This window comes from Arenibacter troitsensis, assembly GCF_900177645.1.
GTDB classification, from domain to species: domain Bacteria; phylum Bacteroidota; class Bacteroidia; order Flavobacteriales; family Flavobacteriaceae; genus Arenibacter; species Arenibacter troitsensis.
Genome location: NZ_FXAO01000003.1, coordinates 405,142 through 421,631, shown reverse-complemented (window position 1 = coordinate 421,631; position 16,490 = coordinate 405,142). Strand labels below are relative to the sequence as shown.

At 40.2% G+C, this 16,490-nt stretch carries 13 protein-coding genes and 1 pseudogene; 5 read left to right on the top strand and 9 right to left on the bottom strand.

Translation table 11 applies throughout. The features are described 5' to 3' along the window. Nucleotides 1-4: 4 nt before the first annotated feature. Complete coding sequence (locus B9Y87_RS08945; RefSeq protein WP_085498223.1) at nt 5-865, bottom strand: UDP-2,3-diacylglucosamine diphosphatase; 861 nt, start codon at nt 863-865, stop codon at nt 5-7. A 229-nt stretch (nt 866-1,094) separates the two neighbouring features. Between B9Y87_RS08945 and aroC the strand changes: the two genes are divergently transcribed. From aroC to B9Y87_RS08925, 4 genes and pseudogenes are all read left to right on the top strand, one after another. Further along, nucleotides 1,095-2,159, top strand: a complete 1,065-nt coding sequence (gene aroC / locus B9Y87_RS08940) for a chorismate synthase (protein WP_085498221.1) — start codon at nt 1,095-1,097, stop codon at nt 2,157-2,159. 62 nt (nt 2,160-2,221) lie between these two features. Then, nucleotides 2,222-3,529, top strand: coding sequence for a dicarboxylate/amino acid:cation symporter (locus tag B9Y87_RS08935; RefSeq protein ID WP_085498218.1), 1,308 nt, complete (start codon nt 2,222-2,224; stop codon nt 3,527-3,529). A gap of 115 nt (nt 3,530-3,644) precedes the next feature. Then, nucleotides 3,645-4,937: pseudogene (locus B9Y87_RS08930) on the top strand (dicarboxylate/amino acid:cation symporter). 37 nt (nt 4,938-4,974) lie between these two features. Beyond that, the gene (locus tag B9Y87_RS08925; RefSeq protein ID WP_085498216.1) at nt 4,975-6,147 is read left to right on the top strand and encodes a peptidase MATCAP family protein; all 1,173 of its coding nucleotides are present in this window, start codon (nt 4,975-4,977) and stop codon (nt 6,145-6,147) included. A gap of 420 nt (nt 6,148-6,567) precedes the next feature. Here B9Y87_RS08925 and B9Y87_RS08920 read toward each other — a convergent pair whose 3' ends face one another. The 7 genes from B9Y87_RS08920 to B9Y87_RS08890 all read right to left on the bottom strand — a co-directional run bounded on the left by B9Y87_RS08920 (nt 6,568) and on the right by B9Y87_RS08890 (nt 14,720). Then, nucleotides 6,568-9,078 carry a TonB-dependent receptor gene (locus tag B9Y87_RS08920; protein WP_085498214.1) on the bottom strand — a complete coding sequence of 837 codons (2,511 nt, stop codon included), beginning with the start codon at nt 9,076-9,078 and terminating at the stop codon, nt 6,568-6,570. A 3-nt stretch (nt 9,079-9,081) separates the two neighbouring features. Continuing rightward, complete coding sequence (locus B9Y87_RS08915; RefSeq protein WP_085498212.1) at nt 9,082-9,576, bottom strand: hypothetical protein; 495 nt, start codon at nt 9,574-9,576, stop codon at nt 9,082-9,084. A 180-nt stretch (nt 9,577-9,756) separates the two neighbouring features. Continuing rightward, a complete protein-coding gene (arsC, locus tag B9Y87_RS08910) occupies nt 9,757-10,101 on the bottom strand; it encodes an arsenate reductase (glutaredoxin) (RefSeq protein ID WP_085498210.1) in 345 nt (114 codons plus the stop codon). A gap of 138 nt (nt 10,102-10,239) precedes the next feature. Continuing rightward, a protein-coding gene (gene prfB / locus B9Y87_RS08905) for a peptide chain release factor 2 (protein WP_139827194.1) occupies nt 10,240-11,338 on the bottom strand; the annotation gives its coding sequence in 2 pieces (ribosomal slippage) (nt 10,240-11,274 and nt 11,276-11,338; 1,098 coding nt in all). A gap of 67 nt (nt 11,339-11,405) precedes the next feature. After that, complete coding sequence (locus B9Y87_RS08900; RefSeq protein WP_085498207.1) at nt 11,406-12,257, bottom strand: transglutaminase-like domain-containing protein; 852 nt, start codon at nt 12,255-12,257, stop codon at nt 11,406-11,408. Between the two features lie 42 nt (nt 12,258-12,299). Beyond that, nucleotides 12,300-13,247 (bottom strand): alpha-E domain-containing protein, encoded by a 948-nt coding sequence (locus B9Y87_RS08895; protein WP_085498205.1) that lies wholly within the window; start codon nt 13,245-13,247, stop codon nt 12,300-12,302. A 9-nt stretch (nt 13,248-13,256) separates the two neighbouring features. Then, the gene (locus B9Y87_RS08890) at nt 13,257-14,720 is read right to left on the bottom strand and encodes a circularly permuted type 2 ATP-grasp protein (protein ID WP_085498203.1); all 1,464 of its coding nucleotides are present in this window, start codon (nt 14,718-14,720) and stop codon (nt 13,257-13,259) included. Nucleotides 14,721-14,944: 224 nt separating this feature from the next. Here B9Y87_RS08890 and B9Y87_RS08885 point away from each other — a divergent pair, with 224 nt between their 5' ends. Continuing rightward, nucleotides 14,945-15,967 (top strand): threonine aldolase family protein, encoded by a 1,023-nt coding sequence (locus tag B9Y87_RS08885; protein WP_085498201.1) that lies wholly within the window; start codon nt 14,945-14,947, stop codon nt 15,965-15,967. Here the strand turns inward: B9Y87_RS08885 and B9Y87_RS08880 are convergent. Continuing rightward, the gene (locus B9Y87_RS08880; protein WP_085498199.1) at nt 15,962-16,285 is read right to left on the bottom strand and encodes a YegP family protein; all 324 of its coding nucleotides are present in this window, start codon (nt 16,283-16,285) and stop codon (nt 15,962-15,964) included. The genes B9Y87_RS08885 and B9Y87_RS08880 overlap by 6 nt on opposite strands. Nucleotides 16,286-16,490: the final 205 nt, after the last annotated feature.

The following is a 16,490-nucleotide window of genomic DNA, read 5'->3' as shown; positions in this document are numbered from 1 at the left end:
AGATTTAGATTTTTGCTTTTTTGGATGTTTTTTTAGGGGCCATAACGGTTGTGGATGTGGCGGCCAGTAATTCGTGGATGTCCATGCCCTTAAGTTCTTCATCAGCAAAGAAGGGGGACAGTTTGTCCGCACTATATCTATATATTTTCCAACGTTTAAAGGTGTATTCCAAGGCGGTAAGGTTTTCTACCCAATCCCCGGAATTTAAATAAGTGCATTTGCCTTGTTCACTTTCAAATATTTCTTTCTTGGGTTGATGTATATGGCCGCAGATAACATACTCGTAGTTCCTGTCTACGGCCAATTCCTTTGCTGTATATTCAAAATTTTGAATAAAACCAACCGCACCCTTTACACTGTTTTTTATTCTTTTGGAAAGGGAATATTTCTCGCGTCCAAATTTGCCCAAGATCCAATTAATGCTGCTGTTGATTAGAATTAAAAGACTATATCCATGCCTTCCCAGTTTGGCCACCCATTTTGCATTCTGAATGGATATATCAAAAACATCACCGTGAAAGAACCAGGCCCTTTTACCATTTAATTCTAAGGTCAATTGATCTACAAAATGGATATTCCCCAAAGAGGTACCGCAGAATCTCCTGAGCCTTTCGTCGTGGTTCCCTACAATGTAATATACTTCGGTACCATTTGTGGCCATTCCCATAATTTTTCTTAGCACTTTTAGGTGCGTAGCAGGAAAATATTTCTTGCTAAACTGCCAGATGTCAACTATATCGCCGTTGAGTATAAGTGTTTTAGGGTTTATGCTGTTCAAATAGGCCAATAGTTCATCGGCATGGCAACTAAAAGTTCCTAAATGCACGTCTGAAATAACTACCAATTCTATTTGTCGCTTTTTCACGGAGGTGGAATTTTCTCAAATTAAACCTTTGGATTTAAATTAAAAGTGAAGGCAAAATCAATTTAGGATAAGGAAATAGTTAAGTTTATATTAAGTTGGTCCAATTCTGTTTTTATTTGCAATAAGCAAGGTTTCTATTTTTGTATCTCTGTTTTAAGATTTACCTTTGGGTCTTTGACTTAAAGTGGTCCTTAATACCATTTCATAACTACAAATTTTAACTACAAACATGGCAGGAAATACTTTTGGAACCCTTTTTAAACTATCTACGTTTGGAGAATCTCACGGTGTGGCCATTGGTGGCGTACTGGATGGCTGTCCGGCAGGAATTGAATTGAATCTGGATGCCATTCAACAAGATCTGGACAGGCGTAAACCTGGTCAGTCCGCCATCGTTACCCAGCGCAAGGAGCCGGATACCGTAGAGTTTTATTCCGGTATTTTTGAAGGGAAGACGACAGGAACGCCAATAGGATTTGCCATACACAATACTAATCAGAAATCACATGACTATTCGCATATAAAGGACTCTTATAGGCCTTCTCATGCCGATTATGTGTACGACCAAAAATATGGTTTCAGGGATTATCGGGGAGGAGGAAGAAGTTCGGCCAGGGAAACGGCCAGTAGGGTAGTTGCCGGTGCCATTGCCAAACAATTCTTGGGAGATATGAAAATAAACGCCTACGTTTCCCAAGTAGGTGAGCTATCCTTGGACAAAAGTTACCAGGAACTCGATTTTTCCCTTATTGAATCCAACCCGGTAAGATGTCCGGATACTGCTACTGCAGCTAAAATGGAAGAGTATATTAAGAAAATAAAAAAGGAAGGCGATACTATTGGAGGGGTAATTACCTGTGTAATCCAAAATGTTCCCATAGGCTTGGGAGAACCCGTTTTTGATAAGTTGCATGCGGAATTGGGTAAAGCGATGCTTTCCATCAATGCCGTAAAAGGCTTTGAGTACGGCAGCGGTTTTGAAGGGGTAAAGATGAAGGGGAGTGCCCATAACGATCAGTTTAATACCGACGGTACTACCAAAACCAATCATAGTGGGGGTATACAAGGAGGTATAACCAATGGCATGGATATTTACTTCAATATTGCCTTTAAGCCTGTCGCAACCGTTATTCAGGCCTATGATACCATAGATAAGGAAGGGAATAAGGTAACTACTCAGGGCAAGGGCAGGCACGACCCATGTGTAGTGCCCAGGGCGGTGCCAATTGTGGAGGCAATGGCCGCCTTGGTTATGGCAGATTATACTTTATTGAATAGGACCATTAAATTATAGCCTTATATTTTTTGGTGCTTTAAACCACAAAATACTATCTTTCCAATCTAAACCATTGTTTTATGAGGAAGTTGGAATTGCATTGGCAAATTATTTTGGGAATGGTGGGCGGAGTTCTTTTTGCTTTGGCCATGGTTCAGTTCGATTGGGGGCCGAAAATTGTTTCCGATTGGATAAAGCCCTTTGGGAATATATTTATAAATTCTCTTAAGCTTATTGCAGTTCCATTAATTTTGGCTTCTCTTATCAAAGGGGTTTCCGACCTAAAAGATATATCCAAGCTTTCGAAGATGGGGGGGAGGACTATTGGTATTTACCTTATAACGACCATAATAGCAGTATCCATCGGACTTACCATAGTGAATATTGTAAAACCTGGATCCTCTATTTCTGAAGAGACGAGGAACGAATTGGTGGAAAATTACAAAGGTGATGCCGATTCCAAAATATCCCAAGCCAACGAACAAAAGGAATCCGGGCCATTAAAGGCCTTGGAAGATTTGGTGCCCAGCAATATTTTTAGTGCTGCAAGTGACAATGGCAATATGTTGCAGGTTATATTTTTTGCCATCTTTTTCGGAGTGGGATTAATATTGATACCTGCGGAGCAGGCCGATCCGGTAAAGAAATTTTTTGATGGGTTCAATGAAGTTATTCTTAAGTTGATAGATTTGATTATGCTAGCGGCTCCTTACGGTGTCTTTGCCTTATTGGCCGCTTTGGTGGTAGAATCTCCCAGTTTGGATCTATTTAAGGCGCTAGGATGGTATTCCGTCAGTGTTGTTTTGGGATTGATCTTGATGATAGGCGTGTATATTTCGTTGGTATGGATATTTACCAAACGCAAACCTTCATTTTTTATAAATGGAATTTCCCCTGCACAACTATTGGCATTTTCTACCAGCTCCAGTGCGGCCACGCTACCTGTGACCATGGAAAGGGTAGAGGAGCATTTAGGGGTAGAGGAGGAGGTTGCCAGTTTTGTATTGCCCATTGGGGCCACTATAAATATGGACGGTACCAGTCTTTATCAAGCCGTAGCAGCGGTATTTATTGCCCAAGCCTTTGGAATGGATCTTAGTTTTGGAGCCCAATTGGGGATTATTGTTACCGCAACCTTGGCTTCCATTGGGAGTGCCGCCGTACCTGGGGCAGGAATGGTGATGCTGGTCATTGTTTTGGCGCAGGCCGGGATCCCTGAAGCCGGACTGGCACTGATCTTTGCTGTGGATAGGCCTTTGGATATGTGTAGGACAGTAGTGAATGTCACGGGGGATGCCGCAGTATCCATGATGGTGGCAAAGTCTGTGGACAAATTAGGGGAGCCCAAGGTAAAGGAATGGAGCGATCATTATAAAACTTCAAAATAACGAACAACCTCATTATTACCGAATCCAACGCATAAGAAGATGACGAAAATTATTTTTGTCCGTTTGTAAATTCAATTGATTGTTCCCATAATTTAGCACAATCTTATTTGAAATTATGAAAAAACTTGCCTTGCACTGGCGAATCCTAATTGGTATGCTTTTAGGGGTGCTTTTTGGGGTGTTAATGTTGTATATATCGGGAGGTAAGCTCTTTATTCAAAATTGGATCAATCCATTTGGCATTATCTTTATCAATCTCTTGAAGCTTATAGCCATTCCGTTAATTTTGGCTTCGATAATTAAAGGGATTTCAGATTTAAAGGATATTGCCCAGTTTAAAACCATAGGTGTCCGTTCTGTTACCCTATTTATCACCACCACTATAGCGGCAATTTGTATAGGTTTGCTGCTGGTCAATGTTTTTACCCCGGGTAAAGGAATTTCTGAGGAAACCGTGTCGCGGATTACCAATGAATTTGTTGGTCGGCAAGGCGTGCAGTCCAAACTTGCGGAGGCTTCTGTGCAAAAGGAATCCCCGCCTTTGCAGTTTTTGTTGGATATGGTACCGGAGAATGTTTTTAGCGCAATGAGCGACAACAAACTAATGCTCCAGGTAATATTTTTCTCTGTGTTTCTAGGGGTGTCCATGTTGCTAATTGGGGAAGCCAAGGCAAAACCTTTAAAGTCCCTTTTTGATTCCCTTAACGATGCGGTATTAAAAATGGTCGATATAATTATGGTAACGGCTCCCTTTGCCGTATTTGCCCTTTTGGCCAATGTAGTGGCCAGCTCAGGAGATCCGGATTTATTATTGGCATTGGTTAAATATGCTGGTGTTGTTATTTTAGGGCTTTTTCTAATGATTGTCTTTTATTGTACGGTATTGACATTGGTTACTGGGAAAAATCCAATTTGGTTCTTAAAGGCCATTAGTCCGGCACAGCTTTTGGCATTTTCCACGAGCTCAAGCGCCGCCACCCTTCCCGTAACCATGGAAAGGGTAGAGAATCAATTGGGTGTGGATAAGGAGGTGGCGAGTTTTGTACTTCCAGTAGGAGCTACTATAAATATGGACGGAACCAGTCTTTATCAGGGCGTAGCGGCAGTTTTTATTTCGTAAGCCTTGGGTCATCATTTGGAAATTACAGACCAATTAATGATAATATTGACCGCACTTTTGGCTTCCATTGGTTCTGCGGCAGTTCCGGGGGCCGGAATGGTAATGTTGGTAATTGTTTTGGAGTCCATTGGCTTTCCAAGTGATAAGTTGGCGGTAGGCTTGGCGTTGATCTTTGCGGTAGACCGCCCTTTGGATATGGCCAGAACAGTAATAAACGTAACGGGCGATGCCATGGTGTCCGTGGTAGTTGCAAAATCGGTAGGGAAGTTAAATGATATCCCTAAATAAGTAGGGCCTCAACGAGGTATATTAAATAGTAGTTGTGATGTTAAAACAAAAAGTGAGCCAGGAAATTATTGAGCAGTTTCCCAATGTATTTGCAATAGATGCCAACTTGGACAGGTTGGTAAAAAAAATTGAATTGCTTACCTATTTAAATCCATTAAATATTGAAAAGGAGAAGCACCGTTTCTTTTCATCCAAATTTGTAAATGAACCCGTATTTAAATATAAAAAGTTACAATTTGATCCATACAAGTTAAACCGTTTGTTCTTTTCCCAGCGCTTGGAGCGCATAAAGGATGAACAGATCATGAAGTTCTATCAGGAAGTGGTGTATTACTATGCCAACATGATTCAGTGTATAGAGACTATTGGTCAGAACAAAAAGTTCTATTACAACTCCCTTAGGGTTTATGGGACACCCACGGAGAAAGATGTTCAGAATGCCAGGTTTATTCTACATGTGGCCGATGAACCGGATACCGAGGATATGGAAAAAAAATATACCCCGGAGGACGCAAAGGTTTATTTTGAAGAGTTTGTACGGCAATATGATTTTCCTTTAAATATTTCCTTTTCCAATAGCATTGCCGCAGATGCCATGGTGAGCAATAACACCCAATCCCTTCTTATCAAGAAGAATACCGTTTTTAGCAGAAACCAACTGCTTACCTTGGCCAATCATGAGATTGGAGTGCATTTGGTAACTACCTACAATGGCATGTTACAGCCCTTAAAAGTTTTTTCCAATGGTTTTCCGAAGAATGTGGAAACCCAAGAGGGCTTGGCGGTTTTTAGTGAATACATGAGCGGGGCCCTAACCCTAAGAAGGTTAAAGGAGTTGGCCTACAGGGTTTTGGCCTCGGACAGTTTAATTAAAGGATATAGTTTTTCGGATACATTCGACATGCTACACGGCCAGTACAAACTGGACAGGAACAAGGCCTTTACCATTACCATGCGGGTCCACAGGGGAGGCGGATTTACCAAGGACCGCCTGTATCTAAGCGGATTAAAAAAGATCTATAAAAGGCATAAAAACGGCTTGTCCATGGATACTTTGCTAACCGGTAAGGTTACCATGGAATCTGAGGCTACCATAAACCGATTTAAGGACTTGGGCTTGGCCAATGATTTAACGCACACCAATGTGGCTTTTGAAAAGAATTACAATAAGAACAGTACCTTGGATTTTATATTGGATAACCTCAAATAAGTGATTTGTAACTTTCTTTTCCTTTTGTTAGCAAATGTAAGCTAGTGTGGTAGTGAGGAAGGATTAATTGATGAAGTTTGTGTACTTAAGTTAAATTATTTTAAATAGCCCTTGGAATAATAACTTAGATTTTGATATCTTTGTACCACCATTAAAAAAACATAGCAATCATGTTCGATTTTGACCAATATTTAGGGTTTTTAGCATTTTTGACCATCTTAACCATCGGGTTTTGGTTGATGATTTTTTTGTTGACTTTTGTTATTCCCTACTGGATAGGAGGTTCTATCTTGGAAATATTGAAAGAAAAGCGCGAAGCTAAAAAAGCCAAACGTAACCAATAGGGATACGTCGATAATATATAGTAAATAAAAAAGGGAGCCCATCGGCTCCCTTTTTGTGTTTAAGAGTCTAATTCTATTACCCTTCAAAGTCCATATCTTCCCCGCCGCCACTTCTGCCTTGCCTGTTTCTATCATTCTTGTTTTGAGGTTGGTTGAACCTGTATTGAAAGGACAGGGTAATTTGCCTTTGCCTAAATTGAAATTCGCTATAGGTGGCAACATTCTCGGTTCTGGTATCGCTTCTACGTTTTCTGGAATTGAATATGTCCCCTACGTTTAAAGTCAGGGAACCTTTGTCCTTTAAAATATCCTTGCTTAAGCCAAGATCTGAACTCAACATGCCCTTATTGGTGTTTTGTGCATCTTCGGAAGGGCCCATATAAAAGAAGTTGGTCTGAAAATCGATTTTCCCCGGCAAAGGTATTTTAGCACTAAAGCGGGTAAACCAGGAGAAGTTGTCGGCATCAAAATTTTGAACAATTACTTCATCCTGACTGTTGGTGTAGGTGTAGTCCCCTTGTAAATCCCTGTAGAAAGCATTGAGGTTCCATGTCAATCTCCAATTTCTTTTTGGGGTATAGGTAGTAGTGAACTCCATACCTAAACGCTCTTCGGTAGCAAGATTTATAGGGCTTCGCACCTGTACGGGTACTACAATGGGATTTTGTGGGTCGTCTGGATTTTCAATGGTTACAAAGTCGCCAGTTTCCCTTGAAACAAATTGAAATACTCCGGTAGATCTGTTAAAGTATCCAGAGGTAGTAAAAGTAAACTTATCCCATCTTTTCAAATATCCCAAGTCGTATGAATCGGTAAAAGTAGGGTCTAAATCCGCATTTCCTTGAAATAGATTGGTGTTACTGGATCTGGAAGGGAATGGGTTGATAAATCTAGACCGGGGTCTTCTAAGTCTTTTACTGTAGCTCAAGGTAATTTGTTCCTTCTCGGAGAACTCATAACCCAAGAATATAGATGGAAACCAATTTACATAATCCTTATTGGTAAGTTCGTTGGAATTCACCAGCTCTATCCCGATATCCGAAGCTTCCATTCTTAACCCACCCAGAATACTGAATTTGTTAAATTTGGATCCCAACTGCGCATAGGCCGCATTAACGTATTCCTTGTAGTTTAATTCATTGCTGAAGTTGGTATCACTATTGAAATCCCCATTAGGCTGCTGTATGCCAAAATCAAAATCGGTATTGTTATTATTGAAGGTACCGCGATACCCAAGTTCAAATTGGGACTGGTTATCCTTTCCAAAGGGAAGTACATAATCCATTTGCACCAATTGGGATACCTGTGTTTGGTCGTCTATGGTCCTTTCGGTATCCAAAGCAATATTATCCCCTAATATAACTTCTTCGATGATAGAATTTTCATTGTCGATTCCCTTTGAGTACTGGTAGTCGAACGTAAGGGTATGTCCTTCCCTTTCAAATTTCTTCTGGTAATTCAAAGAGTATTGAACCTCCTCCTCAAATTCATCCTCCATGGTAAATCGGTTTCTTTGGATGGTTGGGGTTCTATTGGCATCAAAATTGGAAAAATCCACATCAACACTGTTGTCCCCATTGGATTTGCTAAACACAAAAGAATTGGTAATGCTGCTACTCTCATCAAAAAACAGTTCAAAACCAACATTGGTATTGAAGCTTTTGTCCTTTCTTTGGTAATCCCTTATTTCATTTTGATAACTTAAGGTATTGCCATTACTATCAAAGTTCTCTTGGTTGAACAACGCATTCCCCGGGCCGCTACGATAACGGTAGGTAGTATTGGTGAAGATATTGAAGTTATCGCGTCTTAAATTTAGACTTAAGGAACCTCCATAAGTTTCTGGATGCCCTGTATAAACATTGACGGATCCATTTACTCCTGCCGTCTTGCTCTGCTTTAATATAATATTCAAAATACCTGCTGTACCTTCGGCATCATACCTGGCGGAAGGGTTGGTAATTACCTCTACCTTTTCTATGGCATCCGCGGGCAACTGTTGCAGGGCCTCCGGACTCAGGCCTGACAAGGCCGATGGTTTGCCGTTAATAAGGATTCTGACACTTTCGTTTCCCCTAAGGCTAATATTGCCTTCCACATCCACGGAGACCGAGGGTACGTTGCTTAGTACATCGGTTACCGAACCACCTTTAACGGTTAGATCCGAACCAACGTTATATACCTTTTTATCCAGTCGCAATTCCACTGTTGTGCGCTCACCGACCACTTCTACTTCTGCCAATTGGGCAACGTCCAAGGAAAGGCGAATTAAACCAAGATCCGTGGAAGATCTTAAACTTTGATTATTTAATTTATAGGATTTATAGGAGATGTACTCTACACTAACATTGTAGTTGCCCGGAGCTGTTTCAACTTCAAATTTTCCGGAGGCATCGGTGATGCCACCCGTTATTTTTTCAGGATTTCTAACACTTTGGAGTACCAAAGTGGCATATTCCAAGGGTTGATTTGTTTCTTGGTCCAAAACGGTCCCAGTTATTTTTATTGGTTCTTGTGGGCCTTGGGCTCCTTGAGCGTAACCTACTAAAGAAAGTAGAAATAGTGTAACTGGGAGTACTTTGTTCATGTGCTATGTTTTGGATTTGTTTTTCTTCTTTTTCTTCTTTTTTTCCTTAACCTTTTTAAAACCGTTTTTCTGCAGTTCTACAAAGGCCTCATATTTCTCGGCAGGTAGTCCTGCCATAAGTTCTTCGTCTTGCTTTTGGGTAATTTTTTCATAACTCTCCCTCATTTTATCTGGAGGCAAGTCCAGAATCTGCAATTCAATTCTTTCTTGCAGGTACTTTTTTAAGGTGGTACTCAAAACAGCTTCTTCAAACGGATTTAAACCTAATTTCTCGGTTATTCCGGGCATTTCCTGATCTACAATTTGATCTGCCGTTAATTTTTCCGGCTCCTTCGGAGTTTCCTGTACTTGCGGAATACTGTTTCTTTGTCTGCCATACCCTCCATATCCTCCGTATCCATATCCATAACCATTTCCGTAGCCATATTGGGCATTTAAAAAGGGAAAGGATAATACGATAAATAAAACACTAAAAAATAATTTCTTGTCAGTTTTCATAACTTCAATGGTTAATGGGATTCCAAAATTAATAGATGGTTTAACCCTCAATGGTTAAATGTTTGTTAAATTGAGTGTTTCAAGAACTGTGCCGTTCCTTGGCGCTTAGTAGTCTAATTTACTGTGAAGTAATTAATGTAATGATAATTGCTTCCCTTACCAAGCATTTTAACATGGATACTAATTAAAAAGGTCCTTTATTTTTTCAGGAGGCCGTCCAACCACACCTTTCTTGTCCTTGATGACAATGGGCCGTTCTATGAGTTTGGGAAAAGCTACCATGGCCGCAATCACTTCATCGTCCGTCATGGATTTTCCCTTGAATTTTTCTTTCCAAATGGCTTCATTGGTTCGCACCAATTGCATAGGTGATATGCCTAAAATTTTTATAATAGCTGCAAGTTCATTTTTGCTAGGCACATTTTCAAGATATTTTATTATCTCAAAATCGTTTTCCGAATTCTCAAGAATGGCCAATCCTTCCCTGGACTTTCCACATCTGGGGTTGTGATATATTTTGATCATAATTTATTTAGTTTTAAGTTTTGCCGCCAAAAGTGGTTGGATATTTATGGGTCATGATGAAAACCTTTAGACTGGATACCCAAAACTTTTTGCCCTAGGTCCTTATCAATTTAACAGCTTCTGTTAGGAATTCAATGATCAACTTTCTTCCTTTTGCCCCATCATCATTAGATAGGCTTTTAAGAACTGATCTATACTACCGTCCATGACCGCTTCTACGTTGCCCGTTTCCTCCCCGGTACGCACATCCTTTACCAGTTTGTAGGGGTGCATTACATAATTCCTGATCTGTGAGCCCCATTCAATTTTCATTTTGGAGGACTCAATTTCCTGTCTGGCTTCCATTTTCTTGCGCAATTCTATTTCGTACAATTGGGATTTCAACATTTTTAAAGCAGTAGCCCTATTGTCATGCTGTGATCTTGAATCCGAACAGGAAATCTGGATTCCAGAAGGTTTGTGGGTCAGTTGCACCTTGGTTTCTACTTTATTGACATTCTGTCCCCCAGCTCCACTAGATCTGGCAGTGGTAATCTCCACGTCGGCCGGATTAATATCAATTTCTATACTGTCGTCTACCAAAGGGTATACGTAAACGGATGCAAAGGAGGTATGGCGCTTGGCATTACTGTCAAAAGGGGAAATGCGTACCAACCGGTGTACTCCGTTTTCTCCTTTTAGCCATCCAAAGCTATAATCGCCCTCAATTTCCAAGGTTACGGTTTTTATACCTGCAACATCTCCTTCCTGATAATTGAGCTCTTTTACCTTGTATCCATTTTTTTCACTCCACATCATGTACATCCTCATGAGCATGGATGCCCAATCACAGCTTTCGGTACCTCCGGCACCTGCCGTTATTTGGAGTATGGCCGTAAGTTCATCCCCCTCTGCAGAGAGCATGTTTTTGAATTCCAATTTTTCCAGGGCCTCTATGGTCTTGTCGTAATGGTCTTCAACATCGGCTTCCGACATTTCACCCTCTTTCTGAAATTCCAAAAAAATCTCAAGATCTGCCACTAAACTTTTAGCGGCATTAAAGTCATCTACCCATTGCTTTTTGGACTGGATTAACTTCATTTGCTCCTGTGCTTCCTGAGGGTGGTTCCAAAAGTCTGGGGCCAAGGTTTTCTCTTCCTCGTTTTCTATTTCTATAAGCTTGGCATCTATGTCAAAGATACCTCCTTAACGCACCAAGGCGATCAATGAGACTCTTATAATGGTCCGTGGTTATCATATCCTAATTATTTTCAGCCAAAAATAGGATTCTTTTTTTTGATTTTGGACCAAACGGGGAATGTTATTTACTGTTGCGCCTGTATCTCTACGTTATGGGAGGTTTTGTTGGCTCCATAGGAGTAAACTACCCCTTTTAAAGGAGAGCAATCATTAAAGTCCTTACCGTGGGCTACTTTAATGTGGTTGTCGTCTACCAATAAATTGTTGGTAGGGTCAAAGCCTACCCAGCCCACCTGAGGCACGTAGGTCTCTACCCAAGCGTGCATCTGCGAGTCCCCAAAGTATCCATTTCCCTGATGTAAATATCCGCAAACATAGCGGGTGGGTATCTTATTGGCCCGGGCCAAGGCACAAAATAAATGTGCAAAATCCTGACATACACCTTCTGGGTTTTCAAGTACTTCTTCCAAGAGTGTATTTACGTGGGTTACACCGGTGTTGAATTTAATGAACTGATAGATCCAGGTATTTAATGTTAGAAGATTATCGAATATACTTAAGGCAGTATCAAAAACAAAAAGATTTATTGAACCTTGGGGTAAGGTTGTAAATTTTGTCTGTCCTAAAAAAGGCTCAAAATCTACCTTGAAATCCAAACTTTGAACAAGTTCATAATTGCTTACGATATCAAAGATAGGAACTTGTCCAAAAGGATTGAAGCTTTTTTTCTTTAGTTTAAAAGTAGCCCTAATATTTAATTTTTGGAATTTCTCCCAGGTATTGATGCGTACAGTCCGAAAACCATAACCATTTTCCGAAAACTCATTTTTGGCACCCAATGAATTCTTAATGTCTACATGCAATAATTCTTGCGTGTCATTATTTTCGGGTACGATTAGAAATTGCCAAGAGGCATTTTCTACTGGATTTTCGTATTCATTTTCGGCATTATAGGTAATTGAATATTCCAAAGACATTTCATGTGGTTCTTAATGCAAATGTAGGTCAATGGTTTAAAATCAATAGTTAAAAAACTCGTTTTCCATTTTAAGGCTAATCTGCACTAGATTATCAAGAATTTTTTCAATAAAACCTTGGATGTCCTCTTCAATTTCCTCGGCATACTTAAATTCATACTCCCCTTTAACTTTGCTTATTAAAAAGGCGGTGGAGTTTTTGTTGGGAGATTTGGATTCATCCAATACCCTAATATGTTTATGGACCTGGTTGATGCTGTTGATGACCGATCTTGGACAATCCGGGTTTAAGATTAAAAATTCCAAGGTAGAGATGCTCGTAGGGGTCTTTTTATAATACCTGCGCATCATATCATAGGATTCTACACATTTAAGTAAAGTGATCCATTCAAAACTATGGCCTATTTTGTCGCCATAACTGCCTTTGGCCCTTACTGCATCATTGTATTTGGCGTTAATGATCCGAATTACCTGTGTGGCCCTTTCCAAATTTATGCCGAGCATGATAATGGCATACACTTCATCGTGCAAAAGGGTGCCCCGGATCTTGCCTCTTAAAATGGCGGTCATCTCAGTGATGTTTACGGTAAAATCATACAACCCCTTTTTAGTGAAATCCTCAACTGAATAATTGATTACAAAATGATAGAATTTGTTTATGGATTCGTATAGTTCCGTAGATATAAGGTCTCTGGCACTATTGGCATTTTCACGCGCAAATTTTACATTGTTGATCACCGAATAGGGTAGGGCCGGGTTTAGGCCAATATTGTAAAGAATATCCTCTTCCTTGAGAATTACGGATTCGTCCACTATAGGTTCCCCAACAAAGAACATCATGGAGCGCAGTACAAATTGCCTGGATTGTGAAAGTTCGTTAGGCGCATCCAGAGACGAAAAATAATTGACGTTCAGATATCTGGCAACATGCTCGGCGCGCTCTATATAACGCCCCATCCAAAAAAGGTTATTGGCAACTCTTGCTAACATAAGCTTGTTTTATTTTTTTAATACCCAAGTGTCTTTGGAACCTCCTCCCTGTGAGGAATTTACAATGAGGTTGCCTCTTTTTAAGGCTACTCTTGAGAGTCCTCCCTTAAGTACAAATTCCTTTTCATGACCCAATAGTGTAAACGTTCTTAAATCCACGTGTCGCTGTTCAAAGGATTCGCTCTCATCTATATAGGTAGGATGCACGGACAAGGACATGATGGGTTGTGCAATATATTTCCTTGGGTTTTGTTTTATCTCTTCCTGGACTACCTTAATTTCATCCTTAGTGAGTCGGTTGCCAATGGAAATGCCATATCCGCCAGCTTCGTCTACGGGTTTTATCACTAGTTCATGAATGTGTTCCAATACATATTTAAGCTCATCGGGCCTACTACAGTGATAGGTGTGGACATTGTTTAGTATAGGTGTCTCGTCCAAATAGTATTTAATGATCTGCGGCATATAGGTATATATGGCCTTATCATCTGCCACACCGGTTCCTGGTGCATTTGCCAAACAAACGTTGCCCTTTCTATAGGCTGCGAACAGCCCGGGTACCCCGAGTGCCGACTCAGGTTTGAACTCCAAGGGATCCATGTATAGGTCATCAACACGGCGATAAATGACATCAACTTTTATGGGGCCACGAATCGTCTTCATATAGACAAAGTCGTTCTCAACGAACAGATCCCGGCCTTCAACCAATTCCACACCCATGGCTTTGGCAAGATAGGAGTGTTCATAAAAGGCAGAGTTGTACATCCCAGGGGTAAGGACCACGCAATTTGGAACATCCACCCCTTTCGGTTTTACACTTTCCAGAATCTCTAAGAGGTTTTCGGCGTAATTGGTTACCGAATGGGTTTTATAGTGGTTAAAAACTCCGAAAAGGGCTCTCTTTAATGCTGTGCGATTGCAAATAACATAGCTTACACCGGAGGGGCATCTAATATTGTCTTCAAGCACATAATAATGGCCGTCCGAGTGTTTGATGATATCTGTGCCTGAAATATGGTTGTATATGCCTCCTGGTGGATCTACTCCAATCATTTGATGCAAGTAGTTGGCAGAGGAACTTATAAGGTCTAATGGGACTATCCCATCCTTGATAATCTTTTTGTCGTGATATATGTCCCATAGAAATAGGTTCAAGGCCTTACTGCGCTGTATGGCCCCCTTTTCAATGATTTCCCATTCATCTTCGTCTATAATTCTAGGAAAAAGATCAAATGGAAATATCTTTTCCTGGGTCACTTTATTGTCATAGACCTGAAAAGTTATTCCTTGGTTAAAAAATGAGGCCTTTGCCTTATTGTTCAATTGCACATATTCCTGAATGGAATGATTGCCGTACAAATCCAATAATTTTTGATATACATTTTTGGCAACCCCATTGGAATCAAAAACTTCATCAAAAAGTTGGGCATTGTTGTGGTAGGATGAAAATATAGTTTTTACGTCCGAGTTCATACGCCTATTTTCTTTGAAGATAACGTATTTATGAAACTTTTGAAATATTAAATTTAAATTGCCAAGAGAATTATCTATAGTTGAAAAATTAAAGGGAAATATTATTGAAAATTATTTATTCCGAGTGAAAATTTTTCTACTTGGGAATGTTGTTATCCATTTGTATAAATTTGACAACTGGGTTAAATAGTACCGTCTATATTTTAATGTAATTATATTTCTACATGCAGATAAACCTTATTAGCGATACCGTCACAAAACCTACTTCGGGAATGTTGGATGCGATGATGCAGGCCAAGGTTGGCGATGATGTTTTTAAAAATGATCCCACTGTTAACAAGTTGGAAGAAATAATGGCAGAGTTGTTTGGAATGGAAGCGGCCTTATTTTTTCCAAGTGGCACCATGGCAAATCAAACCGCCATTAAATTACATACCCAGCCGGGGGAACAATTAATTTGTGATAAATACGCACATGTTTATAATTATGAAGGGGGAGGGGTAAGTTTCAATAGTGGTGTATCCTGTAGGTTAGTGGACGGTCATAGGGGAATGATGACCGCAGCCCAAGTAAAGGAAGTTATAAACCCACCAGATTTTTATCATAGCCCATTAACTTCTTTGGTTTGTATAGAAAACACAACCAATAAGGGAGGAGGGGCTTGTTGGGATCTTGAAGAATTGAAGTCCATAAGAAAGGTTTGTGACGAGCATCATCTGAAATATCATTTGGATGGAGCGCGACTGTGGAATGCACTGATTGCCAAAAATCAATCGACTTTGGAGTATGGGGCATTGTTCCATACCATAAGTGTATGTTTAAGCAAGGGATTGGGATGTCCTGTGGGTTCCGTTTTGTTGGGAAATAAGGAGCATATCGATAAAGCCCTAAGGGTAAGAAAGGTGCTCGGAGGTGGGATGCGGCAGGCAGGTTACCTTGCGGCAGCCGGAATTTACGCCTTGGAAAACAATAGGGAAAGATTGGCGGAAGACCATAGGAAGGCCAAGGAAATAAGTGTGTTGCTAAACGGATTGCCCTATATTAAAAAGGTAGAGTCCACGGAAACCAATATTGTCATTTTCGAAATTGATGAAAGGCATATGTCACCTAATGTTTTTTTGGACAAACTGAACAAAAGGGATATCCACATCATCGGGATGGGCCAAAATAAACTGCGTATCGTTACCCATTTGGATTATACCGATGAAATGCACGAGGCTTTTATGGATGTTCTTGCAAAATTATAGATCAATGGTATCGGGTAATAAGGAAATGCTGGTTTTAAGATTCTTTATGCCGTTTTCCATTCCCGCTTCGGAACTATAAAGCATGGAGTTGCCCAAAATTTTGCCTTCACTATTCTTAAGGGTGAAAAGAAATTTACCATTATAGTCGGTTTTGCGTTCAAAAACCGAAGATTGCCCAATCAAGACCTTAAGATTGGCAATGGTCTTGTCCATCTCATCCCTGGAGCTAAAGGGAATACTGTTCAGAAGAGTCTGTCCACTTTCAGACTGCAGACTAAAGGTGTATGATGTGCCCGATTCCTTTTTTATTTTTAGCATAACCTACGGCAACTTTTTTTAAAGTTACACAAAAAAAAGTGAATCTTTAATTTTATCAATCTTATCTGGGCAATTTTCCTTTTCCCAATAAATAGCCCTCTATTTGGTTTGTAAACCTTTGTTGTAGCCATCTCTTTGGAGTAATTGGCACCTAGCCGGCCAAATAGTGGTTTGTAATCAAAAGCTTATATATTGATTACCTATT